Annotated in this window: 27 protein-coding genes; 20 read left to right on the forward strand and 7 right to left on the reverse strand. The window is 66.0% G+C overall.

All coding sequences use genetic code 11. The features are described from left to right. Window positions 1-49: 49 nt before the first annotated feature. From def to AB0J47_RS04025, 4 genes are all read left to right on the forward strand, one after another. On the forward strand, window positions 50-613 hold the full coding sequence (gene def / locus AB0J47_RS04010; RefSeq protein ID WP_364340232.1) for a peptide deformylase: 564 nt from the start codon (window positions 50-52) through the stop codon (window positions 611-613). After that, window positions 613-1536 (forward strand): methionyl-tRNA formyltransferase, encoded by a 924-nt coding sequence (fmt, locus tag AB0J47_RS04015; protein WP_364340235.1) that lies wholly within the window; start codon window positions 613-615, stop codon window positions 1534-1536. Before def ends, fmt begins: the two co-directional genes overlap by 1 nt. 635 nt (window positions 1537-2171) lie before the next feature. Then, window positions 2172-3497 (forward strand): transcription antitermination factor NusB, encoded by a 1326-nt coding sequence (locus tag AB0J47_RS04020; RefSeq protein WP_364340237.1) that lies wholly within the window; start codon window positions 2172-2174, stop codon window positions 3495-3497. 210 nt (window positions 3498-3707) lie between these two features. After that, on the forward strand, window positions 3708-4043 hold the full coding sequence (locus AB0J47_RS04025) for an MmcQ/YjbR family DNA-binding protein (protein ID WP_364340720.1): 336 nt from the start codon (window positions 3708-3710) through the stop codon (window positions 4041-4043). A gap of 6 nt (window positions 4044-4049) precedes the next feature. Here the strand turns inward: AB0J47_RS04025 and AB0J47_RS04030 are convergent, their stop codons facing one another. After that, window positions 4050-4940, reverse strand: a complete 891-nt coding sequence (locus tag AB0J47_RS04030) for an RNA polymerase sigma factor SigF (RefSeq protein ID WP_364340239.1) — start codon at window positions 4938-4940, stop codon at window positions 4050-4052. After that, window positions 4940-5362 (reverse strand): anti-sigma factor, encoded by a 423-nt coding sequence (locus AB0J47_RS04035; protein ID WP_364340241.1) that lies wholly within the window; start codon window positions 5360-5362, stop codon window positions 4940-4942. Before AB0J47_RS04035 ends, AB0J47_RS04030 begins: the two co-directional genes overlap by 1 nt. A 96-nt stretch (window positions 5363-5458) precedes the next feature. On the opposite strand from AB0J47_RS04035, the gene rpe reads away from it, so the two are divergent. Further along, window positions 5459-6115 carry a ribulose-phosphate 3-epimerase gene (gene rpe, locus AB0J47_RS04040; protein ID WP_364340722.1) on the forward strand — a complete coding sequence of 219 codons (657 nt, stop codon included), beginning with the start codon at window positions 5459-5461 and terminating at the stop codon, window positions 6113-6115. Window positions 6116-6126: 11 nt separating this feature from the next. On the opposite strand, the gene AB0J47_RS04045 is transcribed toward rpe, so the two are convergent. Further along, entirely contained in the window at window positions 6127-6534 is a 408-nt protein-coding gene (locus AB0J47_RS04045; RefSeq protein WP_364340242.1) for a hypothetical protein, read from the reverse strand. 640 nt (window positions 6535-7174) lie between these two features. On the opposite strand from AB0J47_RS04045, the gene AB0J47_RS04050 reads away from it, so the two are divergent. From AB0J47_RS04050 to AB0J47_RS04065, 4 genes are all read left to right on the forward strand, one after another. Then, window positions 7175-7798, forward strand: coding sequence for a riboflavin synthase (locus AB0J47_RS04050; protein WP_364340244.1), 624 nt, complete (start codon window positions 7175-7177; stop codon window positions 7796-7798). 275 nt (window positions 7799-8073) lie between these two features. Beyond that, the gene (locus tag AB0J47_RS04055; protein ID WP_040692104.1) at window positions 8074-9318 is read left to right on the forward strand and encodes a bifunctional 3,4-dihydroxy-2-butanone-4-phosphate synthase/GTP cyclohydrolase II; all 1245 of its coding nucleotides are present in this window, start codon (window positions 8074-8076) and stop codon (window positions 9316-9318) included. Between the two features lie 111 nt (window positions 9319-9429). Continuing rightward, a complete protein-coding gene (gene ribH / locus AB0J47_RS04060; RefSeq protein ID WP_364340246.1) occupies window positions 9430-9903 on the forward strand; it encodes a 6,7-dimethyl-8-ribityllumazine synthase in 474 nt (157 codons plus the stop codon). Window positions 9904-9906: 3 nt separating this feature from the next. Further along, on the forward strand, window positions 9907-10407 hold the full coding sequence (locus AB0J47_RS04065) for a PH domain-containing protein (protein ID WP_364340248.1): 501 nt from the start codon (window positions 9907-9909) through the stop codon (window positions 10405-10407). A gap of 191 nt (window positions 10408-10598) precedes the next feature. On the opposite strand, the gene AB0J47_RS04070 is transcribed toward AB0J47_RS04065, so the two are convergent. Then, window positions 10599-12548, reverse strand: a complete 1950-nt coding sequence (locus AB0J47_RS04070) for a gamma-glutamyltransferase family protein (protein ID WP_364340250.1) — start codon at window positions 12546-12548, stop codon at window positions 10599-10601. Between the two features lie 174 nt (window positions 12549-12722). On the opposite strand from AB0J47_RS04070, the gene AB0J47_RS04075 reads away from it, so the two are divergent. Together AB0J47_RS04075 and AB0J47_RS04080 are read left to right on the forward strand one after the other, a co-directional pair. Next, window positions 12723-13406, forward strand: a complete 684-nt coding sequence (locus tag AB0J47_RS04075) for an HAD-IA family hydrolase (RefSeq protein WP_364340252.1) — start codon at window positions 12723-12725, stop codon at window positions 13404-13406. Window positions 13407-13524: 118 nt separating this feature from the next. After that, entirely contained in the window at window positions 13525-13962 is a 438-nt protein-coding gene (locus AB0J47_RS04080) for a hypothetical protein (RefSeq protein WP_364340254.1), read from the forward strand. Between the two features lie 10 nt (window positions 13963-13972). On the opposite strand, the gene AB0J47_RS04085 is transcribed toward AB0J47_RS04080, so the two are convergent. After that, a complete protein-coding gene (locus AB0J47_RS04085; RefSeq protein WP_364340256.1) occupies window positions 13973-14968 on the reverse strand; it encodes a bile acid:sodium symporter family protein in 996 nt (331 codons plus the stop codon). An 82-nt stretch (window positions 14969-15050) separates the two neighbouring features. Between AB0J47_RS04085 and AB0J47_RS04090 the strand changes: the two genes are divergently transcribed. The 9 genes from AB0J47_RS04090 (at window position 15051) to AB0J47_RS04130 (ending at window position 25241) form a co-directional block, all read left to right on the forward strand. After that, window positions 15051-15896 carry a LysR family transcriptional regulator gene (locus AB0J47_RS04090; protein WP_364340258.1) on the forward strand — a complete coding sequence of 282 codons (846 nt, stop codon included), beginning with the start codon at window positions 15051-15053 and terminating at the stop codon, window positions 15894-15896. Window positions 15897-15941: 45 nt separating this feature from the next. Next, a complete protein-coding gene (uvrC, locus tag AB0J47_RS04095; protein WP_364340260.1) occupies window positions 15942-17975 on the forward strand; it encodes an excinuclease ABC subunit UvrC in 2034 nt (677 codons plus the stop codon). 83 nt (window positions 17976-18058) lie between these two features. Then, window positions 18059-19081, forward strand: coding sequence for an RNase adapter RapZ (gene rapZ, locus AB0J47_RS04100; RefSeq protein ID WP_364340262.1), 1023 nt, complete (start codon window positions 18059-18061; stop codon window positions 19079-19081). Then, window positions 19078-20124, forward strand: coding sequence for a uridine diphosphate-N-acetylglucosamine-binding protein YvcK (gene yvcK, locus AB0J47_RS04105; protein WP_364340264.1), 1047 nt, complete (start codon window positions 19078-19080; stop codon window positions 20122-20124). The genes rapZ and yvcK overlap by 4 nt, the downstream gene beginning before the upstream one ends. Beyond that, on the forward strand, window positions 20115-21098 hold the full coding sequence (whiA, locus tag AB0J47_RS04110; protein ID WP_364340266.1) for a DNA-binding protein WhiA: 984 nt from the start codon (window positions 20115-20117) through the stop codon (window positions 21096-21098). Before yvcK ends, whiA begins: the two co-directional genes overlap by 10 nt. A gap of 329 nt (window positions 21099-21427) precedes the next feature. After that, entirely contained in the window at window positions 21428-22447 is a 1020-nt protein-coding gene (gene gap / locus AB0J47_RS04115) for a type I glyceraldehyde-3-phosphate dehydrogenase (RefSeq protein ID WP_327099906.1), read from the forward strand. A gap of 5 nt (window positions 22448-22452) precedes the next feature. Then, complete coding sequence (locus AB0J47_RS04120) at window positions 22453-23667, forward strand: phosphoglycerate kinase (protein ID WP_364340270.1); 1215 nt, start codon at window positions 22453-22455, stop codon at window positions 23665-23667. A gap of 3 nt (window positions 23668-23670) precedes the next feature. After that, entirely contained in the window at window positions 23671-24456 is a 786-nt protein-coding gene (tpiA, locus tag AB0J47_RS04125; RefSeq protein WP_364340272.1) for a triose-phosphate isomerase, read from the forward strand. A 155-nt stretch (window positions 24457-24611) separates the two neighbouring features. Next, window positions 24612-25241 (forward strand): DUF1579 family protein, encoded by a 630-nt coding sequence (locus AB0J47_RS04130; RefSeq protein ID WP_364340274.1) that lies wholly within the window; start codon window positions 24612-24614, stop codon window positions 25239-25241. A gap of 6 nt (window positions 25242-25247) precedes the next feature. Here the strand turns inward: AB0J47_RS04130 and AB0J47_RS04135 are convergent, their stop codons facing one another. Together AB0J47_RS04135 and AB0J47_RS04140 are read right to left on the reverse strand one after the other, a co-directional pair. Continuing rightward, window positions 25248-25766, reverse strand: a complete 519-nt coding sequence (locus tag AB0J47_RS04135) for a hypothetical protein (protein WP_364340276.1) — start codon at window positions 25764-25766, stop codon at window positions 25248-25250. A gap of 2 nt (window positions 25767-25768) precedes the next feature. Continuing rightward, window positions 25769-26563 (reverse strand): META domain-containing protein, encoded by a 795-nt coding sequence (locus tag AB0J47_RS04140; RefSeq protein ID WP_364340278.1) that lies wholly within the window; start codon window positions 26561-26563, stop codon window positions 25769-25771. Window positions 26564-26574 lie beyond the last annotated feature (11 nt).

Below are 26574 nucleotides of genomic sequence, written 5' to 3' on the forward strand. Positions count from 1 at the left end.
GCTCTCTAGAATGAATCGACCGTGTTCATCGTTTTGGGGAGCTGCCACCGTGACCATTCAGCCCGTTCGCCTCTTCGGCGATCCCATCCTGCGATCACGTGCGGCGGAGGTCACCGGATTCGATCGTGAGCTGCGGCAGTTGGTCACCGATTTGACCGAGACCATGCACGACGACGGCGGGGTCGGGATGGCGGCGCCGCAGATCGGCGTCGGTCTGCGGGTTTTCGTCTACGACACCGAGGACGCCAGGGGACATCTGATCAATCCGACCTATGAGGTGGTCGGTGCGGAGGAGCAGGTCGGGCCCGAGGGCTGCCTGTCGATTCCCGGGCTGCGCTATGACACGCGGCGTGCGCTGCGGGTGCGGGCCGCCGGTGTCGACGTGAACGGTAAGCCGGTGGAATTCGCGGCTGAGGGCCTGCTGGCCCGGTGCGTGCAGCACGAGACCGATCATTTGGACGGTGTGCTGTTCATCGATCGGCTCGATCCCGCACAGCGCAAGGAGGCGATGCGCACCATTCGCGAATCCGATTGGTTCAGCGCGGGTATCACCGTGCGCAGTTCGCGTGCGCTCGGCTCGACCGAGGCCGGACCGTTCGGACGGGGCCGCTGATGCGCATTGTCTTCGCGGGGACACCGGAACCGGCGGTCCCGTCGCTGCAGCGTTTCATCGATTCGGAGCGGCACGAGGTGCTCGCCGTGCTGACCCGCCCCGATGCGGTCGCCGGGCGCGGGCGCAAGGTGCAGCGGTCGCCGGTCGGGCGGCTCGCCGATGAGCACGGCATTCCGGTGCTGACGCCGCGGCGCCCCGCCGAGCCCGAATTCATCGAGCAGCTCACCGAATTGTCGCCCGATTGTTGTCCGGTGGTGGCATACGGTGCGCTGCTTCCGCAGCGGGTGCTCGATATCCCTCGGTTCGGCTGGATCAATCTGCATTTCTCGCTTTTGCCTGCTTGGCGCGGCGCGGCGCCGGTCCAGGCGGCAATCGACGCGGGCGACGAGATCACTGGCGCGTCCACGTTCCAGATCGAGGCGGGCTTGGATACCGGGCCGGTTTTCGGTGTGGTGACCGAGAAGATCGCGGTGACCGATACCGCGGGCGCGTTGCTCGACCGGCTCTCGAACACCGGGGCGGTACTGCTCGAGAAGACGCTCGACGGCGTGGAAGACGGGACGCTGCAAGCTGTTCCGCAAGCTCATGACGGTGTTTCCTACGCACCCAAGGTGCCGGTCGAGGCCGGACATATCCGCTGGGATCAGCCCGCGCTGGCGATCAATCGTCGCATTCGCTCGGTCACCCCCGCGCCCGGTGCGTGGACCGAGGTGAACGGTAGCCGCTTGAAGGTCGGTCCGGTCGAGATGGTCGAGGAGGTCCTGCCGGAACGGGCGATCGAGGTCCGCAAGTCCGGCGTCTTCGTCGGCACCGCGACCACCGCGGTCCGCCTCGATCAGATTCAGCCACAAGGCAAACGCATGATGTCCGCCCTCGACTGGGCTCGCGGCGCGCGCCTGCAGCCTGGCGCGGTGGTCGAGTGATGACGAATCGCAAGTCCGCCGAGAAATCCGTCGACGGCGGTTGGCTCACCCGCGCGACGTCATCGAAAAGTGGTGCACAACAGAAGAATTCGCAGTCCATACGGCGCGACGACGAAGCTCGACCGTGGCGCACCGACCAGACCCGTGGCGATGCGCCACGGCCCCGATCAGAGCGGCGGAATATGACCGAACAGCGCAAGTCCGCATCATCGGGGGACGGTTCGTCGCAGCGCAAAGGCTCGCGCTCGGCGCAGGACAAAGGCTCGGTGCGCGGTGGATGGCAGGGCCGAGGAGCCGGCGGACAGGACGATCCGGAGAGGCGTGGCGATGCCACGAGGCGGTCTTCGGCACGGGATGACAGCCCCCGGGGCACGAGTCGGTCTGGCAATGACCGACATGCGCGGGGTGAGAGCGATGCGGCGTCCGGCGGGCAGCGGCGGGCCAACCGCCCGGCGAAGTCCAGTTCGGCCGGATCGAACGAGGGGCGACAGGCTGCGGGTGGTGCTGAGCGGCGTTCGAATCCTGCGCGGGGTTCGGCTGCAGCGGCAGGCCGAGCCGGTGGCGCTTCGGACAGGCCTGCCGAAGCAACGAAAGGCCGTGGGCGGCAAAAGGATTCGGTAGCATACGGCGATCCGGTGCGGCTCGTGGCGCGGGATGTGTTGCGGGCGGTGCGGGAGCGGGAGGCTTACGCGAATCTTGTGCTGCCAGGGTTGCTGCGGGAGCGGCGGATTTCGGGGCGGGATGCGGCGTTGGCGACCGAGCTGACCTACGGGACCTGCCGTTCGCTCGGGCTGCTGGATGCGGTGATCGCGGCGGGTGCTGGGCGGCCGGTTGACGAAATCGATGGGCCGCTGCTGGATGTGCTGCGGCTCGGGGTGTATCAGTTGCTGCGGACCCGGATCGGGGCGCATGCGGCGGTGGATACCTCGGTGGCATTGGCGCGCACGGAATTCGGCGCGGGCAAAGCGGGTTTCGTGAATGCCGTGCTGCGGCGGGCGGGGGAGAAGTCCGTCGATGCCTGGGTGGACGAACTCGCGCCGCGAGATCCGGTGGGCCGGTTGGCATTCGAATTCGCGCATCCGGTCTGGATCGCGCAGGTGTTCGCGGATGCGCTCGGCGCTCGGGCCGGGGAACTGCGGGATGTGCTGGCGGCCGATGATGCTCGACCGATCGTGCATCTGGTGGCTCGTCCCGGCGATATCACCGCTGAGGAACTGGCACTGGTGACCGGCGGTGAAGAGGGCAAGTGGTCGCCGTACGCGGTCTACCTCGACGGCGGCGGCGATCCCGGCAAGCTGGAGCCGGTCCGCGAAGGTATGGCGGCAGTACAGGACGAGGGCAGTCAACTCGTTGCACTCGCGCTGACCCGAGCAGAACTGGAAGGTACGGACAACGGCCGCTGGCTCGATCTGTGCGCCGGACCCGGTGGCAAAGCGGCCCTGCTCGGTGCGATCGCCGCAATAGACGGCCATCGCGTCGACGCGGTCGAACCGGCAGAACACCGCGCCGAGCTGGTCCGCAAGACGGTCCGCGACCTACCCGTCGACGTGCACGTTGCCGACGGTCGCAACAGCGGCCTCGCCCCTGGCTACGACCGCATCCTCGTCGACGCACCGTGCACCGGCCTAGGCGCACTGCGTCGCCGCCCAGAGGCCCGCTGGCGGCGTACCCCTTCCGATGTCGCCGAACTGGTTGTCCTGCAACGCGAACTCCTCGCCGGCGCATGGGATCTCCTGCGCCCCGGCGGCGTGGTCCTCTACTCGACCTGCTCCCCCCATCTCCTGGAGACCGTCGCCGTCGTCGCCGACGCGGCCCGCCGCACCAACGCCATCCAACTCGACACCCGCGAGCTCCTGCCCGGCGTCACCGATATCGGCGATGGCCCCGGCGCCCAACTCTGGCCACATCGCCACGGCACCGACGCCATGTTCCTCGCCGCCCTGCGGAAGCCTCTCGAGTAGCACCTGCTCCGAGGCGGGTCCGGCGACCTGCCAGGATCGCCCTCTGGCAGTCGGACCGGTAGCGAGCCATGTCGCGGTTCGGGTCGTCGCACATCATTGTTGTCGGCCGTTGCATCGGTCGGCCCGAAAAGACCACAGGAGGTCCACACTCCGAGGCGACATTCGTCCAAGCCGCAGGCGCGTCGGCGGCGCAGACTGAATCGCGTGGCGATGACATGGCAGCAGGTGGTGGCGCTGGCCACCGAACTTCCCGAGGTGGCGGAGTCGACGTGGTGGCGCAGTCCCGCGCTGAAGGTGAGCGGAAAGGGGTTCGCGCGGTTGCGGTCGGAGGCCGAGGGCGGACTCGTACTGCTGTGCGAGATGGCGGAGAAGGATGCCATGCTCACCTCCGGTGATCCGGCCTTCTACACCACCCCGCACTACGACGGATACCCCTACATCCTCATCGACCTCGACCGGATCGAGCCCGATCACCTCCGCGAACTGCTCGACGCCGCCTGGTGCTTGACGGCGCCCGCGAAACTTCGCAAACAACAGGCACGCTGAGGCTACTCAGTCGCGGGCCGACTGTTCGCGCAGACGGGCAAGGGTCTTCGCGAGAATGCGCGAGACGTGCATCTGCGAGATCCCCATCCGCTGGGCGATCTGGGTCTGCGTCATCGATTCGAAAAACCGCATGGTGAGGATGCGGCGTTCGCGTTCCGGGAGTCCGGCGAGCAGCGGACGGATCGCGACATACTCCTCGACCCGGTCGAATTGCGACTCCTCCTCGCCGAGGGTGTCGAGCAGCGATGCCTCGGTATCGCGACCGAGTGAGGCGGCGTCGATCGAGCTCGGCTGGTAGGCGTTGCCCGCGATGACGGCCTGGGTCACCTCGTCGGGATCCACATCGAGTTCGGCCGCAATCTCTTTCGCGGTCGGGGAGCGGCCGAGGGTTTGCGAGAGCGCGTCGATGGCCGCGCCGATGCGCAGATGGGTCTCCTTCACCCGTCTCGGTACCCGCATGGCCCAAGTGTTGTCGCGGAAATAGCGACGCACCTCACCCATGATCGTCGGCACCGCGAAGGACAGGAAATTCGAGCCGCGCGAAATATCGAAACGGTCCACCGCATGCACCAAACCGACCCGCGCGACCTGCGTGAGATCGTCGAACGGCTCACCGCGCCCACTGAATTTGCGGGCGATGTGATCCGCGAGCGGAATGCACCGGCCGATCAGCTCTGCACGCAGTGCGGTATGCCGCGCGGTGCCCGGTTTACTTGCGGCGAGCTGCTCGAACAGCGCGCCGACATCGTCGTACCCCGCGCCGGACGCCTGGAGGGTTTCGACTTCCTCTGCGGCTTCTTCGGTCAGCACGGGTTCGGCGTCGTCCTGGGCTTCTTCGGTCAGCACGGGTTCGGCGTCGTTCTGCTCGGCGTCGGACACAGTGTTCTCGTCCGCCACTACGCTTTCCCCCGGACCCGACGGAACTCCACCGTCGTCGGATATCCGGATGCGGCCGAGTCGAACGGGTCCTGTGTCGCTTGTACTTCATCGGTGAGGGTGCGCAGTACATGCCAGCCGAAGCTGCGCTGATCCGGCAGCCCCTCCGTCCCGGCTAGGCCGGTCACCTTGACGAGCAATTCGGTGTCACCCACGGTGAACCGGCAGTGCAGGCTGGTCGCCGGTGCCGCGACCGCGATCAGCGTCGAGCACACCTCGTCAACGGCCAGCCGGACATCGGCCACCTCGTCGAGGGTGAAATCGCTGAGCAGCACCAGTGTTTCGGCGAGCCCGCGCACGATCGGCAGCTGCGTCACCGACGCAGCCACCCGAATCTCCACCGGGGTGCTGTAGAGCCCCTGTTCCGCCGAAATGTTGATCACCCTATGCAGGCTACCCACTCCCGGCCGGAGCAACCCTAGGTACCGGTAAGCTCCCGCGATGTGTCCAGTTCGACGTTTACGCGCCCGCCCACGCCGATGATCGCCCCATCCATCCTCTCCGCCGACTTCGCACGCCTCGCGGATGAGGCAAACGCGGTGCATGGCGCCGATTGGTTGCATGTCGATGTGATGGACGCACACTTCGTGCCGAATCTCACCCTCGGGCTTCCGGTGGTCGAAAGTCTGTTGAAGGCCACCGACATTCCGCTCGACTGCCATTTGATGATCGAGGATCCGGCCCGCTGGGCTCCGCCCTACGCGGAGGCGGGTGCGTACAACGTCACCTTCCATGCCGAGGCGACCGACGATCCGATCGCGGTCGCGCGCGATATTCGCGCGGCCGGTGCCAAGGCCGGTCTTTCGGTGAAGCCGAATACGCCGATCGAGCCGTATCTGGAAATCCTGCGCCACTTCGACACACTGCTGGTGATGAGCGTGGAGCCGGGCTTCGGCGGACAGTCGTTCATTGCACATGTGTTGGAAAAGGCGCGAATCGTGCGCCGACTGGTGGACGCGGGCGAACTGCGTTTGATCGTGGAAATCGACGGCGGCATCAATGCCGACACGATCGAGGCCGCCGCGGAGGCAGGCATCGATTGTTTCGTCGCCGGATCCGCGATCTACAACACCGCCGACCCGGGTGCGACCGTCGAAAAGCTGCGGCAGCAAGCCGCGGCGCTGCGCAGCTCCTAGTCACGAAACTGCTAGCGGGCGGGCACTTTCCGGCTGCCGATGGCGCGCGTCGCCTCGATCACCGCGCTGAGCGGTGGCAGGGTTGTCGCGTTCTCCGGCGGCTGGATCCAGGTGCGGTAGCCGGTGCGCTCGTCATCCGGTGAGGGCAGCGCGACCTGACTCCCCGTGCATGCGACGGTCGCGTAGATCCGGAACAGCTCCGCGGAGACGGCCACGCTGAGGGTATCGGGACGGGCCGGACCGGTGATGAAGGTCCAGCGCTCGGCTCGCGGGTGGTGCACCACCGGTGCTGCGATCTGCGCCTGGATGAGCTGCTGCTGCACCTGTTCGCCCAGGTCGGCGGGCATCGTGATCGCCCCGTAATAGGTGCCGATATGGAGCAGGATGCGGCGGGACGTCGGGTCGATCGAAGCCGGCATATGAAATTCGCTCCGGTACTGCACGCAGCGAACTTCGAGCGTCGAATCGACAAGAGTGGTCACGCAACACCCCCATTCGTGTCCAACCTGATTTGACCCACTGCTGTCTCCGGCTTCCTCGAGTGGTGGATTTCGCTGGGTACGAACTCGCCGGGCCACGTCGGACCGGGTAGAACCGTTCCGCACCGAACTGCTCGGGTCGAAGTTGAAGCATAGGAATCAGCTACATAACAATCTTGCGATCCTTTTCGGCGCTGCGCAAGGTTTTGGTCTAATCGTGTCTCCGTTGGGTATTACAACATGCTAGATACTATGTGCGACGGATGAAATCCATTCGTGTGGTTCCGGAACTGGTAATGAAAAATTATTGTCGCCGGAAAACAGCGATATTTCCGCACGGATGCGTAATATTTCGCTTCGAAAAATAATTGCCGCTGGTTCGGCGCGAGCCGCGGTGCTCTGCGGTCGGCTTACCGGCTACTTGCCGAACCCCCGGTATCCACCGCCCCGCTGGCTGGAACCGCGGTGCCGTCTACGACCCGGCGTCGTTAGGCTGAGGAGGGATCGGCGTACCGGCGGGAATAGTCGCCGGATCCCGGCTGTTCGGCACCGTAGAAACCACGCGACAGGGAGTCAAGGCATGTTCACAGGCATCGTCGAGGAACTCGGCGAGATCGTCGCCACCGAAGAGCTGGCCGATGCCGCTCGGCTGACGATCCGGGGCAAGCTGGTCACTTCCGATGCCGGGCACGGTGATTCGATCGCCGTCAACGGCGTCTGCCTGACCGTTGTCGATGTGGTCGACGGCGATTCGTTCACCGTCGACGTGATGCAGGAGACGCTGAACCGTTCCAGCATCGGCGGACTCGGCACGGGTTCACGGGTGAATCTCGAGCGTGCGGCCGCGCTGAACAGCAGGCTCGGCGGCCACCTGGTGCAGGGCCACGTCGACGGCACCGGCACCGTGCTCACGCGCACGCCGTCGGAGAACTGGGAGGTCGTGCGGATCTCGCTGCCCGACGCGATCGCCCGCTATGTAGTGGAGAAGGGTTCGATCACCGTCGACGGCATCTCGCTGACCGTCTCGGGTCTCGGCATCGCCGACGTGCCCGCAGCCGACGGCAATCAGGACTGGTTCGAGGTCTCGCTGATCCCGACCACGCTGTCCATGACGAACCTGGGCGCCGCCGCCGTCGGCGCCACGGTGAACCTGGAAGTCGATGTCATCGCCAAGTACGTCGAACGCCTCCAACAGCGCGGCTGACAGCGAGTAGACGCTGTGCTGAACGTGCCGCTCCCACCCTGGCGGCCACCACGGAGCGAATTCTACGAGCGACCGCTCGCGGCCCGGCTCGCGTCCGCGCCGAAGGCTCGGCCATCGAACACAGCCGAGTGGCCGAAGCGCATACGACGCAGTCGTATGTCTCGACCGCTCGGACGCGAGACAGCAGGGGCCCGTGAACACGCCGCGCCGCAGGTGCGGCAGGTTGAGCACAGTACTGTATGGGGGCACCTATTTCGAGATGGAGCACAACAGACGTGACCAGGTTCGACACCATCGAGCGCGCAGTCGCCGATATCGCCGCCGGTAAGGCGGTCGTCGTCGTCGACGACGAGGACCGTGAGAACGAGGGCGACCTCATCTTCGCGGCGGAAAAGGCGACCCCCGAGCTGGTCGCCTTCATGATTCGCTACACCTCGGGTTATATCTGTGTGCCGCTCACAGGCGAGGACTGCGATCGGCTCGGCCTGCCGCCGATGTACGCGCAGAACCAGGACAAGCACGGCACCGCCTACACCGTGTCGGTCGATGCCAGGGAGGGCATCACCACCGGTATATCCGGCGCCGACCGTGCCACCACCATGCGACTACTCGCCGACCCGAATGCGAAGGCCGACGATCTGACCCGTCCGGGTCACGTGGTTCCGTTGCGCGCCAAGGAGGGCGGCGTGCTGCGTCGTCCCGGCCACACCGAGGCCGCGGTCGATCTGGCGCGGATGGCCGGATTGCAGCCTGCCGGTGTCATCTGCGAGATCGTGAGCCAGAAGGACGAGGGCCATATGGCCCGCACCGAGGAGCTGCGCGTTTTCGCCGACGAGCACAATCTGGCGCTGATCTCCATCGCGGAGATGATCGCCTGGCGGCGCAAGCACGAGAAGCAGGTCATTCGGGTCGCCGAGGCCAGGATCCCCACGGCGCACGGCGAATTCAAGGCCGTCGGCTATCAGAGCATCTACGACGATGTCGAACATGTCGCGTTGGTGCGCGGCGATATCGATGACGGTGACGATGTGTTGGTGCGGGTGCATTCCGAGTGCCTCACCGGCGACGTCTTCGGTTCTCTGCGCTGCGATTGCGGTCCGCAGTTGGACGCCGCACTGGAGATGGTGGCCCAGGAGGGTCGCGGTGTGGTCCTCTACATGCGCGGACACGAGGGTCGCGGCATCGGTCTGATGCACAAGCTGCAGGCTTACCAGCTGCAGGATTCTGGTCACGATACCGTCGATGCGAATCTGGAGCTCGGCCTGCCCGCCGACGCCCGCGACTACGGCACCGGCGCGCAGATCCTGGTGGATCTCGGGATCCGGTCCATGCGCCTGCTCACCAACAATCCGGCCAAGCGCGTCGGACTGGACGGCTATGGGCTGAAGATCACCGAGCGGGTGCCGATGCCGTTGCGCGCCAATGCCGAAAACCTGCGGTACCTGCGAACCAAGCGGGACCGGATGGGCCACGACCTGATCGGGTTGGATGAACTCGATCTCGGCGAGACCGCGCAGTGATTTCTCACATCGACGCAGCCTGGAAGGGAATTCAGTGAGCGAGCGGAGCGAGCCAACCATGTCACAGCGTGCATCGCGCATGCCGAAGCCGAGCGCCAGCGAGGCGCGGGCATGAGCGGCACTGGCGTACCCAGCTTCGAGCTGTCGGATGCCAAGGATCTGAAACTCGGCATCGTCGCCTCGCGTTGGCACACCCAGATCTGCGACACCCTCGTCGCGAATGCGGAGAAGGTGGCCAAGGATGCGGGCGTCGAGCACATCACCGTGGTGCGGTGCGCGGGTGCGATGGAACTTCCGGTGGTTGCTCAGGAATTGGCCCGCTCACATGACGCGGTGGTCGCGCTCGGTGTGGTGATCCGCGGTGGCACACCGCATTTCGAATACGTCTGTGATGCGGTGACGGCCGGTCTCACGCGGGTATCGCTCGATGCGGGTACGCCCGTGGCCAACGGCGTGCTGACCACCAATAACGAGGCGGAGGCGCTGGACAGGGCCGGATTGCCGGGCTCCGCCGAGAACAAGGGCGAACAGGCGGCCGCGGCAGCACTCGATGCCGCGTTGACGCTGCGCGCTCTGCGGCCGTAGACCATGCCGGTCGTTCGCATCTGGCGTAGAGGCCAGGCCGCGGCTACCGAATCGAGCTCCGGCGAGTGGGAGCTCGAGGTGCGGCCGCATCGCGCGGTTCGGACCGCATGGACCGTCGCGGTGCTGCTCGTCGCCGGGTTCACCGCAGGCGGCTTACTATTGCGTCACGGTTCGACGGGCGTGAACTTCCGCCTCGCGGACCAGTTCGCGATGATCGGCATCGGCGTACTCGGTGCGGCAGCGGTGCTCCTACTGACCCGGCCGCGCGTACGTGTCGGCAAGCGCGGCGTCTCGGTGCGGAACATCCTGGGTGACACCGAATTCCCCTGGGAGTACATCCGCGGTGTCTCCTTTCCGGACCGAAAGTCCTGGGCCCGCCTCGAACTGGTCGACGACGACTACGTCCCCCTCATGGCAATCCGCTCCAACGACAAGCAACGCGCTGTCGAGGCCTTGGACAAGCTGCGGATGCTGGGCGCGAAATATACTGCCGCGCAGGAGTAGGCGGGTGTATTGCTATCGGATTGCATGAGATCCGAAGCCCGCGTACTCGCCGATGCATTCACTAACGATCCGCTCATGGCCTACTTCTAGCCGATTGCGGCTCGCCGCCGAACAGCCTTGCCGCTGTTCCGCGATTCGCGCATCGGCCGGTGCTCTATCCGATGCTGCGGACCGGATAGAGCAGCAGCAGGTCAGCGGGTGTCGCCGAGGACGGCGCCTTCGCGCCTCGGGTCCGCACCGCCGATCCAGCCATCGCCGTCGCGCTGCAATGCGCTGAGGCCGCTGGATTGGGGTGCGACCGAGACTTGGTGGCCGAGTTCGCGCAGGCGTAGGACCAGCGGATCGTGATCGCCGTTATCGGTGGCATTGATGGCGGGGTGCTCGCCGCCGACGCCGGTCGCCGGACTGTTTCCGGCGCCGAAGGCGAGCGCGGAGACCGCCTGTTGTGGGTCCAGGCCCCAATCCAGGACGCCGATCAGGGCTTTCACGACGAACTGGATGATCACCGAACCGCCGGGGGAGCCGGCGACCTGGGTCAGATCGCCGCGGGAGCCGTCGGCATTGTGGTCGAAGACCAGAGTCGGGCTCATCGAGCTGCGCGGCCGCTTACCCGGCTGCACGCGATTGGCGACGGGGGCGCCATCGGTGCCGAGCGGATCGGCGGAAAAATCGGTGAGCTGGTTGTTCAGCACGAATCCGTCGACGAGATGGAACGATCCGAAGGCCGATTCCACCGTGGTGGTCATCGAGGCGGCATTGCCGTATTTATCGACCACCGAAATATGGCTGGTGCCGTGCTCGGGCGGCTGTGGCCCGACGCCCAGCGGCACCGGGCCGAAATCGCCGGGCTGCGCGGTGCCCATGCTGTGGCCGGGATCGATGAGACCGGCGCGCTGCTTCAGATAATCCCTGTTCAGCAGGGTCTGCGGCGAATTACCCGGCAGCGGAATGAAATCCGTATCGGCGACGTACTTGTTCCGGTCGGCGTAGGCGAGCCGCTCGGCCTCCGAGATCAGATGCACCGCTTCGGCCTTCGGTTTGCCGCCGTTGCGGTCGATATTGTCCGGCCTCAGCGCGGACAGGTCGAAGTTCTCCAGGATGCCGAGGGTGGCCGCGACGGTGATGCCGCCCGAGGACGGGCTCGGCATACCGCAGATCTCGTGCGTGCGGTAGTTCGTGCAGAGTGCGGTCCGCTTCTTGGCCTGATATCCGGCGAGGTCGTTGGCGGTGACGAGGCTCGGGGTGCGCCCGCCCGCAGTGGATCCGGCCGCGTCGACGATGTCGTGGGCGATGGCGCCGGTATAGAAGGCATTCGCGCCGTCGGTGGCAATGGCGTTCAAAGTCTTGGACATTGCCGGGTTGGTCAGTAGGGTGTCGGCCCGTTTCGGGGTGCCGTCCGGATTGAGGAAGTAGGCCTTCGCGGACTCGTCCACCGCGAGATCCTTGGCGGATTCGGCGATCTGACCGGTCAGGCGCGGACTGATCGGGAAGCCGCGATCGGCCAGCCCGATGGCCGGGTCGAACAGGTCCCGCCAAGCGGTCTTGCCGTGGTCGCGATGCGCCAGTTCCAGCATGCGCAAGACGCCGGGCACGCCGATCGAGCGTCCGCTCGCACGGGCACTCGGCTTCGGCTCGGTCCGATCGGTATCGCTGACCCAGCGCAGATAATTCTCGGTCGCCGCCGCCGGGGCGATCTCCCGACCGTCGTACGCCTCCACGCTCTTGCTGGCCGCGTCGTAATAGAGCATGAACGAGCCACCACCGATGCCGGAGGCCTGCGGCTCCACCAACCCGAGCACCATCTGCGCCGCGATGAGTGCATCCGCGGCCGTGCCGCCGTTGCTCAGCACCTCGCAGGCGGCCTTGGTAGAGACCGGGTTGGCCGTGGACACCGCATAGGTCTTGGTGCGCACCGCCGTCATATCGGATCGGTAGCCGGTCGCGATCTCCGGATTGGTGCTCAAATCCTTGGTCGCGCCAGGTGCCGCACCCGCTGAGGTCGCGACCACCGGGGTCCCGTTCGGCGTCGCACTACACGCCGCGTTCGCCGGTGTGTCATCGGATGAACATCCGCTGACAACGCCGACGATGAGCGTGAGCGCCGCCGCGGCGCTGACCCAGGTTCTTCGCGTGCCACTCATGGACCGCACTGTATCGCCGATCGGCGAGCGTCGCGTGGAATCCGGTGCCCAGCACTGGTGAGTTCAGCGAAAACGGTTAGTGGGCAATCGCATTGGGCACCCGTTGGGATGCGATTTCTGCGGGATTGAGCGCTGAGGTCGCCGCTCGAAGCCAGCCGTCGGTAACCTGGCACGGTGGCGATCGAGACGGTGTTGTTCGACTTCTCCGGCACGCTCTTCCGGCTGGAACCCGATGAAACCTGGGCCGATCTGGTCGGGGCCGATGGCAAACCCCTGGACCGGTCGCAGCAGGAGGCGATCCTGGATCGGATGACGAGGCCGGTCGGTGCCAGTGCGGTCTTCGATGCCGAGGGCCAGCTGGCCTGGGAGCGGCGGGATCTGGATCCGGCAATGCACCGAAGCTCCTACCACGAGGTGCTGCGACAAGCCGGGCTGCCGACACCGGCGTTGGTCGAGCGGCTCTACGACTGGATGCTCGACCCGCTGGTCTGGACACCGTACCCGGATACCGGTTCCGTGCTGAAAACCCTTGCGGCACAGGGTATCCCGGTCGCAGTGGTGAGCAATATCGCCTTCGATATCCGCCCGGCGTTCGCCGCCAACGGTTGGGATCGGCTCGTCGCCGCGCACACGCTGTCGTTCGAAGTCGGTGCGGTGAAGCCGGATCCACGGATCTTCCTGGCCGCGGTGGAACAACTCGGTGTGCGTCCCGAAATGGCGCTCATGGTCGGCGACAGTGCCGTGGCCGATGGTGGTGCGGTAGCGGCGGGCTGCGGTTTCGCGCTGGTCGATCCGTTGCCGACGGTCGAGCGCACCGAAGGTCTGCTCGAGGTGCTGCGGCGACACGAACTGGCCTAATATCCAGTATGTGACCTACGACACACTCTGCTGTTCCTGAATGTCGATGTCCCTGAACTGAATTAGCTTGCTGTGACGCCCACCACATCACGGTGCGCAAGCTCGACGGGGAGTGGCCATGGATGAAGCCGAGGCATATTTCGAATCTTCGGCGGTGCGGACGGCGCGTCCCGTCGGCCTGCCCGAATCGGTCCGCGAGGCCAGAGAAGCCGCATTGGGACTTGCGGGCTTCGGCCTCGCCTATCCGGTCGTCATGGGCTTGATCGCGGGGGACGAGGCGGCCAGATCCGCGACCCTGCAATTCGGCTGCAGTTGGGTGCTCGGCCTCGCCGTACTGGTCCTCGGCCGTGGGTCGCGGGTGCGCCGCGTCGCGATCGTGTCGGCCGCGGTGCAGTGCGTCGCGGTGCTGCGGATTCACGTCGAGGCTGTCCCCGACTTGGCCGGGCTGATCGTCGTCCTGTTCGCGCTGGGTGCGTCGGCGACGATCGTCTACCAGCTGTGGCGACCAGAGGCCAAGGCGTGGTTCGACATCCGGGTCACCGACGCCGAGTGGTGAATACTCCGGATCAGGCGGGTTGTGCGGCCGGCTCGGCAGTCACGAGTGCTGATCGCGCGTAGCGCTGGGCGAGGACCGTGCAGGTCAATAGCTGGATCTGGTGAAAGACCATGAGCGGCAACACGATCAGGCCGACCGAGTGTCCCGCGAAGAGGACCGAGGCCATGGGGAGCCCAGTGGCCAAGCTCTTCTTCGAGCCGCAGAACACCGTGACGATCTGATCGGGACGGGAGAAGCTCAGGTGGCGACTGCCGAAGGTGGTGATCGTCAGGACCAGGGCGAGAATGCCTGCGCAAACCGCGACGGTGGCCAGTAGTGCCCGCGGCGAAATACCGCTCCAGATGTGTTCCACCATGCCCGCGCTGAAGGCGGCATAGACGACGAGATAGACCGAGCCGCGATCCACGGCCCTGGTGACAGTGGCATGCCGCAGCAGCCAGGTCATCCGGGGGCGCAAGAGTTGGCCTGCCAGGAAGGGCAGTAGCAACTGAACGACGATCGCGAGGAGCGCGGTGGGGGAGACGGTGGCATTGCCGGTGGTGTCCATGAGCAGCATGACCAGCAGCGGGGTCGCGAAGACGCCGATCAGATTCGACAGCGACGCGCTGACCACCGCGCCCGCCACGTTCCCGCGAGCAACCGAGGTGAAGGCGATCGATGACTGCACGGTCGACGGCACCAGACACAGGAAGAGCACGCCGGTGTAGAGATCATCGGTCAGCACCGACGGCACCAGCACGCGCAACGCCAGCCCGATCAGGGGGAAGACCAGATAGGTCACCGCCAGCACCGTCGAATGCAATCGCCAATGCCGCAAACCGGCGAGTGCCTCTCGGGGCTCGAGTCGGGCGCCGTACAACAGGAACAGCACACCGATCGCGACCTTGGTGATCCAGTCGAGCGCATCGCCCGCCACGCCTCGCGCGGGCAACAGCGCGGCAACCGCGACGCTGGCCAGGATGCCGAGCATGAACGCATCGAGACGGAGTTTGGCGAGGAACTTCACCCGTCGACCCTACGACTCCACGAATTGAACGCGGTAGGCGTTCAGAACGATATCTATAAACGCAAACTGTGATAATTGGAGCGTGTTCGAACCCGAACTGCTGCGCACCTTCCTCGCCGTCGAACGCGCGGGCGGTTTCACCGCCGCCGGTCGCATACTCGGTCTGCGTCAGTCGACGATCAGCGGCCATATCGCCCGTTTGGAGAAGGCCGCGGGCCGCGAGTTGTTCCGCCGCGATACCCGCAATCTCGCGCTGACCGCCGACGGCGCGGCCATGGTCGGCTTCGCCCGCACCATCCTCGACGCGCAGGGTGCGGCCGAGCGCTACTTCTCCGATTCCACCCTTACGGGCTTGATCCGTCTCGGTGCCTCCGATGATGTGATGGCCCACGAACTCCCCGACGTACTCCTGGAATTCCAGCGCACCCATCCGGGGGTCGATCTGGAACTCACCGTCGGCCTGAGCGAAAACCTCAAAACGCGCATGGAAACCGGCGAACTCGACTTGGTCGTCGGCAAACGCCTGCCCGGTGAGCGGCACGGCGAACTGCTCTGGCGCGATCGCCTGGTGTGGGCGGGCCGTTCGGCCCCAACGGAATTCGACGATCCGGTCCCGCTGGTCACCTATCCGCCGCCCAGCCTGACCCGCCGGATCGCACTGCAGGCTCTCGAACGCGACGCCAGGACCTGGCGCGTGACCTGCACCAGCGACAGCCAGCTCGGCCTGCGCGCTGCCGTCCTCGCCGGTCTCGGCGTCATCGTGCATGCCGAAACCCTGATCCCGGACGGTCTGCGCGTCCTCGTCGACCCGCGACTTCCGGTTCTCGGCGACCTCGAATTCGTCTTGATGCGCCGTCGCACGACCCTGTCCGCGCCCGAGCAGGCACTGTGCGATGCGATCGTCGCCAGTGCCCGCCGCTTCGGCTGAGCCGCCCGTGCGGATGTGTCGGGGCCGGTAGATAGGCTTGGATCCGTGGCAGATCCCGCGACCTACCGGCCGAAGCCGGGCACGATTCCCATTGAACCCGGTGTCTACAAATTCCGGGACGCACACGGGCGTGTGATCTATGTCGGCAAGGCGAAGAGCCTGCGCAGCAGGTTGAATTCGTACTTCGCCGATGTGGCTTCGCTGCATCCGCGGACCAAGCAGATGGTCACCACAGCGGCGAGCGTCGAATGGACCGTGGTCTCCACCGAAGTGGAAGCCCTTCAGCTGGAATACAACTGGATCAAGGAGTTCGATCCCCGATTCAACGTGCGGTATCGGGACGACAAGTCGTATCCGGTGCTGGCGGTCACCTTGAACGAGGAGTACCCGCGGCTGTTCGTCTATCGCGGCGCGCGCAAGAAGGGGGTGCGGTACTTCGGTCCGTACGCGCACGCCTGGGCCATTCGGGAAACCCTGGATCTGCTGCTGCGTGTCTTTCCCGCGCGCACCTGTTCCAACGGAGTCTTCAAGCGGCACAACCAGATCGGGCGGCCGTGCCTGCTCGGCTATATCGACAAATGCTCGGCCCCGTGCATCGGCCGCGTCGATGCCGACGAGCATCGCCGGATCGTCGAGGACTTCTGCGACTTCCTGGCCGGGCGCACCGATCGCATGGTGCGCGATTTGGAGCGCCGGATGCACGACGCCGCCGAGGACCTGGACTTCGAAACCGCCGCCCGGCTCCGCGACGACGTTCAAGCGCTACGGCGGGCACTGGAGAAGCAGGCCGTCGTCCTCGGCACCGGCACCGACGCCGATGTGGTCGCCTTCGCCATCGATGAACTCGAGGTGGCGGTGCAGATCTTCCACGTCCGCGATGGCCGCGTGCGCGGTCAGCGCGGCTGGGTGGTCGACAAATCCGGCGACGCCATCGACGGCCAGGAGGCCGGTGGCGAGGTGGCCGCGCTGGTCGAGCAGTTCCTCACCCAGTTCTACGGCGAACAGGCCGCGCAGGCCGAACAGGGCGAGGACGAACACGGCGAGGCCGAACACCCCGCCACTGCGGTGCCGCGCGAGGTGCTGGTGCCGGAACTGCCCGCCGATGCCGAGCAGGTGGAGGAATGGCTGAGCAAACTGCGCGGCTCGGCGGTGCGGCTGCGGGTGCCCCAGCGCGGTGACAAGAAGGCGCTCGCCGAAACTGTGCAGCGCAATGCGATGGAGGCGCTGGCCCAGCACAAACTCAAGCGCGCGGGCGATCTGACCTCGAGATCCGCTGCACTGCAAGACATTCAAGATGCCCTCGATCTGGACAGCGCGCCGCTACGAATCGAGTGTGTGGATATCAGCCACGTGCAGGGCACTGATGTGGTGGCTTCGCTGGTGGTGTTCGAAGACGGGCTGCCGCGCAAGTCCGAGTACCGACACTACGCGATCAAGGAGGCCGCGGGCGAGGGCCGCTCCGACGATGTCGGCAGCATCGCGGAGGTGACCAGGCGGCGGTTCTATCGCCTGCGCCGTGAACGCGACGAACTGGCGGCCGAGGAACTGGCATCCGGCCCGGAGGAAGGACATGCCGACGGCGATCTCGAACTAACCGCACGTCCTGGCATTGATCCACGCACCGGCCGTCCGCGGAAATTCGCCTACCCGCCCAATCTCTATGTAGTCGACGGCGGCGCACCTCAGGTGGCCGCCGCCGTCGAGGTCCTCGACCAACTCGGCATCACCGATGTCGCGGTGATCGGTCTGGCCAAACGGCTGGAGGAGGTGTGGGTGCCGGGGGAGAGCGATCCGGTGATCATGCCGCGCAATAGCGAGTCGCTATATCTGCTGCAACGGGTGCGCGACGAGGCGCACCGCTTCGCCATCACGTTCCACCGCAGCAAACGCTCCCGCCGGATGACCGCATCCGCATTGGACTCGGTGCGTGGCCTGGGCGAGTCCCGCCGGACCGCGCTCGTTACGCATTTCGGGTCGGTTGCCAAACTGAAGGAGGCCACCGTCGAGCAGATAACCGAGGTGCCCGGCATCGGTGTGGCGACCGCGAACGCTGTTTTGGCCGCATTGCGGGAGGAATAAGACACCTACGTTGTGTGTCTGCGCCCGATACCGGAACCGGTGCGGGATGATCGACAGGCACCCTGACACAGATCCGGTAGGACATGACACGCGTCGAATCGAACAACAGTGCGGGCAGCCCGCGGTCGACCGCTGGGCGGACCGGTCCCGCGGGCACTCTCGGCGCACCTGTCGAACGCGGCGACGGCAACCCACCGCAGCCGAAGGTCGAGGTGGTCATCGTGACCGGCCTATCCGGCGCGGGTCGCGGCACCGCCGCCCGTGTACTCGAGGATCTGGGTTGGTATGTCACCGATAACCTGCCACCGGAGCTGATCGGCCCGATGGTGGAACTCGGCGCCTCCGCCGAACCGCCGATTCGCCGCCTCGCGCTGGTCATGGATGTGCGCAGCCGCTTCTTCACCGGCGATCTCTCGGCGGTCACCGATCAGCTGCGATCGGCGGGAGTACCGACCAGGATCTTGTTCCTGGAGGCCTCCGATGACGTGCTGATCCGACGCTTCGGCTTCGCGCGCCGACGCCACCCGCTGCAGAGCGAAAGCGCCGACGGTACGCTCTCGGCGGGCATCGCGGCCGAACGGATACGCCTGTCTGCCGTGAAAACGGCGGCCGACCTGGTGATCGACACGACCGAACTCTCGATCCACCAGCTCCACCGCAAGTTGGAGGAGGCCTACGGCGGCGGGGCGCCCACCGCACTGCAGCTGACGGTGCAGTCATTCGGATTCAAGTACGGGGTTCCACTCGATGCGGACATGGTGTTGGATGTGCGTTTTCTACCCAATCCGCATTGGATACCGGAACTTCGGGAACATTCGGGACAGGAGACCGTGGTCAGCGAGTATGTATTGTCGCGTCCCGGCGCGGCCGATTACTTGAGCACCTGCCACCACCTGGTCGACCTGACGACGAATGGTTACCGCCAAGAGGGGAAGCGATACATGACGGTGGCAGTTGGCTGCACCGGAGGTAAACACCGCAGCGTTGCGATCGCCGAGGCACTCGGCGAACTGATCGGCTCCGCGGTGTTCGATTCACTGCAGGCAGAGAAATCCGGTCCAGCCGATGTCGTACGAGTCGTGCACCGGGATCTGGGGCGCGAATGACGGGGTGGGAATCGGATCCCGCCATAGTTGCGCTCGGTGGCGGGCACGGCCTGTACGCGACGCTCACCGCGGTGCGGCGGCTGACCAGAAAGATCAGCGCGGTGGTGACCGTCGCCGATGACGGCGGTTCATCGGGCAGACTGCGCGCCGAACTCGGTGTGCCACCGCCCGGCGATCTGCGCATGGCCCTCGCGGCGCTGGCCGCCGACGGTGAGGATGTGTGGACGCGCACCGTGCAGCATCGCTTCGGCGGCACTGGCGCACTCGCCGGACATTCGGTCGGCAATCTGATCCTCGCCGGGCTGACCGAGGTGCTCGGCGATCCGGTCGCTGCGCTGGACGAGGTCGCCAAGATGTTGCGTATCACCGGGCGGGTGCTGCCGATGTCGCCCATCGCCCTCGATATCGAGGCGGATGTTTCTGGGCTGGAAGCGGACCCACGCGTGAGCCGCTGCATCCGCGGCCAGGTCGCCATCGCGACGACACCGGGTAAGGTGCGGCGCGTGCGGCTGATTCCGTCCGATCCGCCCGCCAGTCCGGAGGCCACCTCGGCCATCGAACACGCCGATGTCGTTGTGCTGGGCCCGGGTTCCTGGTTCACCAGCGTGATTCCGCACGTGCTGGTGCCCGAATTGCGTGATGCGCTGGTGTATACCAGAGCGCGCAAAGTCCTGGTGCTGAATCTGGCCGCGGAGCCGGGAGAAACGGCGGGTTTCTCCGCGGAACGCCATCTCCATGTATTGTCCCAGCACGCACCGGAATTCGTGGTCGACGAGGTACTGGTCGATTCCGGGTCGGTGCCGGAAGGTCGCGAAAGAGAACATGTGGCCAGGGCTGCCGAACAATTGCGGGCGCGAGTAACCTTCTCCGATGTCGCCGAAGCGGGAACCGACCGGCATCACCCCGGAAAGCTTGCCGCCGCACTGGATCAGCTGATCCGGCAACCTCGGCCACATATGGCAGGGCTTCGAGTCGAGGGACGGCACATGGGTCAGGATGTGCGTTCCGGGTTGGGTGGAAAGGAGCGCGTCTCGTGGCGATGACAGCCGAAGTGAAGGACGAACTGAGCAGGCTCACGGTCTCGCAGGTGAGTTCCCGCAAGGCGGAACTGTCTGCGCTGCTGCGGTTTGCCGGCGGCCTGCACATCGTCGGCGGGCGGGTGATCGTCGAGGCCGAGGTGGATATGGGTTCCATCGCGCGGCGGCTACGGCGGGAGATCTTCGAGCTGTACGGCTACGGCTCCGATGTGCACGTGCTCGGCGCGGGCGGTCTACGCAAGACCTCGCGCTATGTGGTGCGGGTGTCCAAGGAGGGCGAGGCGCTGGCCAGACAGACCGGTCTGCTCGATGTGCGCGGACGTCCAGTGCGAGGTCTGCCCGCCCAGGTGGTCGGTGGCAGTATCGGCGATGCTGAAGCCGCTTGGCGTGGAGCGTTTCTCGCGCATGGCTCGCTCACCGAACCGGGTCGCTCCTCGGCGCTCGAGGTCAGCTGCCCCGGTCCGGAGGCCGCGCTGGCGCTCGTCGGCGCGGCGCGGCGGCTCGGCATCACCGCCAAGGCGCGTGAGGTGCGCGGCACCGATCGGGTCGTGGTGCGCGACGGCGAGGCGATCGGCGCACTGCTGACCCGGATGGGTGCGCAGGACACCCGGATCGTCTGGGAGGAGCGCAGGCTGCGCCGCGAGGTGCGGGCCACCGCGAACCGCCTGGCCAATTTCGACGATGCGAATCTGCGCCGATCGGCCCGTGCCGCGGTCGCCGCCGCCGCGAGAGTCGAACGCGCACTGGATATTCTGGGCGACGAGGTGCCCGACCATTTGGCCGCCGCTGGCAAGCTGCGGGTGCAGCACCGCCAGGCGTCACTGGAGGAACTCGGCCAGCTCGCCGATCCGCCGATGACGAAAGACGCTGTGGCAGGCCGGATTCGACGGCTGCTGTCGATGGCGGACCGCCGGGCCAAGGAGTTGGGCGTACCCGATACCGAATCGGCCGTCACCGCCGAACTGCTCGACGAAGCGTGAGCCGAATCGCCGTCCGGATGGGCGGCGATTCGTATTTTCCGAGGCTGAGCTGTCTACCCGGCTAACGGTCCGAGGTCCGGCGCCAGGCCGCCGCGGTCACGGGTGTCGGACCTGCTCGGGCGGCATGTGGCCGTGGTGAGCATCGGATTCCGTAGTGAGCGGAAACAAGGGCGCGGACGGCGCACTAGTGCGCTGAAACCACACGGACGGGCGTCTGCGCAGGTCCCACGTCCTCACGAATGCCAGGTGCGTGTCGGAGAGTGCACGGCTGGGCACTAGTGTGGTTATGGCATCGGAATGAATCCGCTTGAAAGCTGAGGAGCGATAACGTGACTGTCCGGGTAGGCATCAACGGCTTCGGCCGTATCGGACGTAACTTCTTCCGGGCGGTGGAGGCGCAGAAGGCGCTCGGCACCACCGACATCGAGATCGTCGCGGTCAACGACCTCACCGACAACGCGACGCTGGCCACTCTGCTGAAGTACGACTCGATCCTGGGCCGCCTGCCGCAGGACGTGTCGCTGGACGGCGATGACACCATCGTGGTCGGCGAGCAGCGGATCAAGGCGCTGGCCATCAAGGAGGGCCCGGCCGCCCTGCCATGGGGTGACCTCGGCGTCGACGTGGTCGTCGAATCCACCGGCATTTTCACCGACGCGACCAAGGCGAAGGGCCACATCGCCGCGGGCGCCAAGAAGGTCATCATCTCCGCGCCCGCCAAGGGTGAGGATCTGACCGTCGTCATGGGCGTCAACGACGACAAGTACGACGGCAGCCAGAACATCATCTCCAACGCCTCCTGCACCACCAACTGCCTCGGTCCGCTGGCGAAGGTCCTCAACGACGAGTTCGGCATCGTCAAGGGTCTGATGACCACCATTCACGCCTACACCCAGGACCAGAACCTGCAGGACGGCCCGCACAAGGATCTGCGCCGCGCCCGCGCTGCCGCGCTGAACATCGTGCCGACCAGCACCGGCGCCGCGAAGGCCATCGGCCTGGTGCTGCCCGAGCTGAACGGCAAGCTGGACGGCTACTCGCTGCGCGTCCCGATCCCCACCGGTTCGATCACCGACCTGACCGCGGATCTGGCCAAGAAGGCCACGGTCGAGGAGATCAACGCCGCGTTCAAGGCCGCCGCGGATGGCCCGCTCAAGGGCATCCTGAAGTACAGCGTGGACCCGATCGTGTCCAGCGATATCGTCACCGACCCGCATTCGTCGATCTTCGACGCGCCGCTGACCAAGGTCATCGACGACCAGGTGAAGGTGTACTCCTGGTACGACAACGAGTGGGGCTACTCCAACCGCCTGGCCGACCTCATCGGCCTCGTCGGCAAGTCGCTCTGACGCGCATGGCAGTCAAGACGCTCCAGGATCTGCTGAACGAGGGTGTCGAGGGTCGGGGCGTGCTCGTGCGCTCCGATCTGAACGTCCCCCTCGACGAGAACGGCGAGATTACCGACCCGGGCCGCATCATCGCCTCGGTGCCGACGCTGCGGGCGCTGGTCGAGGCCGGCGCCAAGGTGGTCGTCACGGCGCATCTGGGCCGCCCGAAGGGTGAGCCGGATCCGAAGTTCTCTCTCGCCCCGGTCGCGGTGAAGCTGGCCGAGCTGCTGGGCCGCAATGTCCAGCTGGCCGGTGACGTCGTCGGCTACGACGCGCTGTCACGCTCGGAGGGCCTGACCGACGGCGATGTGCTGCTGCTGGAGAATGTGCGCTTCGATCCGCGCGAAACCAGCAAGGACGATGCCGAGCGGGCCAAGCTGGCGGCGGCGCTGGTCGAGTTGGTCGGCGATGATGGCGCGTTCGTCTCCGACGGCTTCGGTGTGGTGCACCGCAAGCAGGCTTCGGTCTACGACGTGGCCGAGTTGCTGCCGCATTACGCGGGCACGCTGGTCGCCGCCGAGGTCGAGGTGCTGGCCAAGCTGACCGAGAACTCGCAGCGCCCGTACGCGGTCGTGCTCGGCGGTTCCAAGGTCTCCGACAAGCTGGCCGTCATCGAGGCACTGGCCCCCAAGGTCGACACCCTGGTGATCGGCGGCGGCATGTGCTTCACCTTCCTTGCCGCACAGGGGCTTTCGGTCGGCGGCTCGCTGCTGCAGGAGGAGATGATCGAGACCTGCAAGGGCCTGCTGGAGCGCTACGCGGATGTCATCCACCTGCCACGCGATATCGTCGTCGCGGATAAGTTCGCGGCCGACGCGGATTCGAAGGTGGTGCCCGCCCACGAGATTCCGGACGGCTGGCTCGGATTGGATGTCGGTCCCGAGTCGGTGGACCGGTTCGCGGTACTGCTCACCGAGGCGAAGACGGTGTTCTGGAACGGCCCGATGGGCGTATTCGAGTTCGAGAACTTCGCCGCCGGTACCCGGGGTATCGCTGAGGCGATCGTGACGGCGACGGGCAAGGGTGCGTTCACCGTTGTCGGCGGTGGCGATTCGGCCGCAGCCGTGCGCGCGCTCGGCCTGCCCGATGACGGTTTCTCGCACATCTCCACCGGTGGCGGCGCATCCCTGGAATACCTCGAGGGCAAGGAATTGCCCGGTATCGCGGTACTGGAGGACTGAACCATGGCACGCAAACCGCTCATCGCGGGCAACTGGAAGATGAACCTCAACCACCTCGAGGCCATCGCCCTGGTGCAGAAGATCGCCTTCGCGCTGCCGGAGAAGTACTTCGCCAAGGTCGACGTCGCGGTGATTCCGCCGTTCACCGATATCCGCAGCGTGCAGACTCTCGTCGAGGGTGACAAGCTGCTGCTCACCTATGGTGCGCAGGATGTTTCGACACACGACGCGGGCGCGTACACCGGTGAGATCAGCGCCGCGATGCTGTCCAAGCTGGGCTGCACCTTCGCGGTCGTGGGCCACTCGGAGCGGCGGCAGTACCACTCAGAGGACGACGCCACCGTGCTGGCCAAGACGAAGCAGGCGCTGAAGTACGGGATCACCCCGATCGTGTGCATCGGCGAGGGTCTCAATGTCCGCGAGGCGAAGACCCACGTCGAGTACAACCTCGAGCAGTTGCGCGGCTCGCTCAAAGGCCTGACGGCCGAAGAGGTTTCGAAGATCGTCATCGCCTACGAGCCGGTCTGGGCCATCGGCACCGGTAAGGTCGCAACCCCCGCCGACGCGCAGGAAGTCTGCGGTGCGATTCGCGCGGAGCTCGTCGAACTGGCCTCCGCCGAGGTCGCGGCGGGTGTGCGGGTGCTCTACGGGGGGTCGGTGAATGCCAAGAACGTCGGCGAGTTGGTCGCGCAGACCGATATCGACGGCGCACTTGTCGGCGGTGCGTCGCTCAAGGGTGACGAATTCGCCACGCTGTCCGCGATTGCCGCGGGTGGTCCGCTGCCCTGACGGGTGAATGTTCAAACCAGCCCGGTAGCACGCCTGATCGCGTGTTGCCGGGCTGATTTGCGTTCGGGACTTCCCGCTCGGGGCGAGGCGTACCGGTGCCGGTGGTGCGATGCTGTTCGCGTCTGAAGATCCAGTTGGCCGACAAGGACTTTCACGTGAGATCAACGAAGGCGCGCGCACTGGTCACGGTTGCGCTTATGGCGTTCACCGCGTTCGGGGCCGGATGCTCCGACGATTCCCCATCAGCGGTGGGGACCATATCGAGTTCCGGGGCGGCTCCCACCAACCAGGATGCCGGGCACCTGAAGCTGGACCAGCTGGTGGGCGAATGGAACGGCGCGAAGTCGACCTTTATCGCGGGCGGAACCGCGGACAATCCGATCAAGAGCGATATCACCTCACGCTGGCACTGGATCGGCAAGACGGGCAATAACTTCATGCAGGAGGAGGCCGAGGGAACCTTCGGCGGCAAACCGTACTACCGGCTCGGCACACTCGGTTATTCGCCGACCGACGACCGCTACGAATGGTCGACGGTGGACAGCGTGACGCCGATGATGATGACCTACAAGGGCGCCAAGGGCAGCGGCGGCGCTGCCGACATCGAGGTGGCCGGGGAGTTCACCGATCCGGGCGTGCTCGGTCCGCAGTTCGTCGGCAAGCCGATTCCGATGCGGACGGTGATCGAACTGGAGTCGGCGGATCGGGTGACCATGGAACTCTACTTCGCGCCGCCCGGGGAGGCGGAGCGGATTGCGGACCGAGTGATCCTGACGCGGAAGTAGTCGGAATCAGAGGTGATTCACGATGAAACCGCTGGCTGTTAGTGCCAGCTCGAGTGGCTCGTCGCGCGGGTCCATCGAGATCTCGGCGGTCCGGACGTCCGGATAGTGCACATGTAACCGGTACAGGGTGCCGCGCAGGAGGTGGGCGAGTTCGGCGGGCTGCTTGGTGGCGTGCACGATGTACAGCACGGCCGTGGTACCGGAAATGCCGACCGAGCATTCGGCCAGGAGCGCGCCATCGGGGTCGATGAAGCCCAAAGTGAAGATGGTGTGCAGGAATTCGTCTCGCGCGGCTAGTAGTGCGGTGACGGCATCCACATCCCAGCCGCCGTCTTCGGTGCGGCGGGCGCGCCCGGCGGCGGTGTAGAGCTCCGCGTAGCGCACGAGGGTCACCGGTGACGGCGGCGTGGGCAGCTTCTCGATGTGGGCGGACGGAAGATCAGGCCACGGACCGATCTCCACATGCCAGGTGCGTTTGCGGTCTGGGTGGCGCAGATCCGGTGTGCGGGAGGCATTTTCGTCCACGGCTACGCCGCGCGCAGTGTCAGGCCGAAGCCGTTGGTATTGCGCAGGATCAGCGTGTCCGCGTCAACGGTGGCCGTCGTCTTGCCGTCGAGTGCTTTCAGCACCCCCTGTTCGACCTCCATGATCTCCGGTGCGCACGCCATCTTCGTGGTTCCGATCTGGAACGTGACGTCCGGACCGTTTGCGGCCGGTGATGGGGTGGCGTGACCGGTCATACGATTGCATCCGGTGTTGCCGGAGACCCCACCGTCCGCCGCGATGGTGAGCGTGGGCTTCACATCGTCCAGCGTCTGCGAACGGATCTGCGCATCGGGCGTCATCAAGGCGGAGATGATCCATGTCGTGCCGATGAGCGGCTTATCGGGCTGGGCGACCTTCTTGTCCAGCAAAGTGACCGTTATTTCCTTCCCGGTCAGCGTCAGTGTCGAATCGTCGATCCGCCATTTGGGCAGCGACGTCAACACCTTGTCCTGCCAACTATCGGCCTGGTCACGTTCCTCCGGACATGCCAGCAGTGTGCTCGCGAGCGTCCCGACGTGCAGGATCCCATTGGTCAGATCCACCGTGCCGTCGGCCGTATTACAGCCGGAATTCGCCGAGATCTTGCCATCGGCAAAGGTGAGGATCATCGGCCCGCCGCCAGGAATCTGCTGCCCCACGACCCCGGTCGAGACAAATGTCCGTCCCATCGGAGACCCCGCCGGTTTCTCCTCTTGCTTGTCATCACCCGAACACCCGGCCACCAGACCGGCCGCCATAGCCAGCAGAACCCCGACGCGCACCGTTGTAGCCGACATGTAGCCGATGG

It is taken from the genome of Nocardia sp. NPDC049737 (genome assembly GCF_040674755.1).
Classification (GTDB): Bacteria; Actinomycetota; Actinomycetes; order Mycobacteriales; family Mycobacteriaceae; genus Nocardia.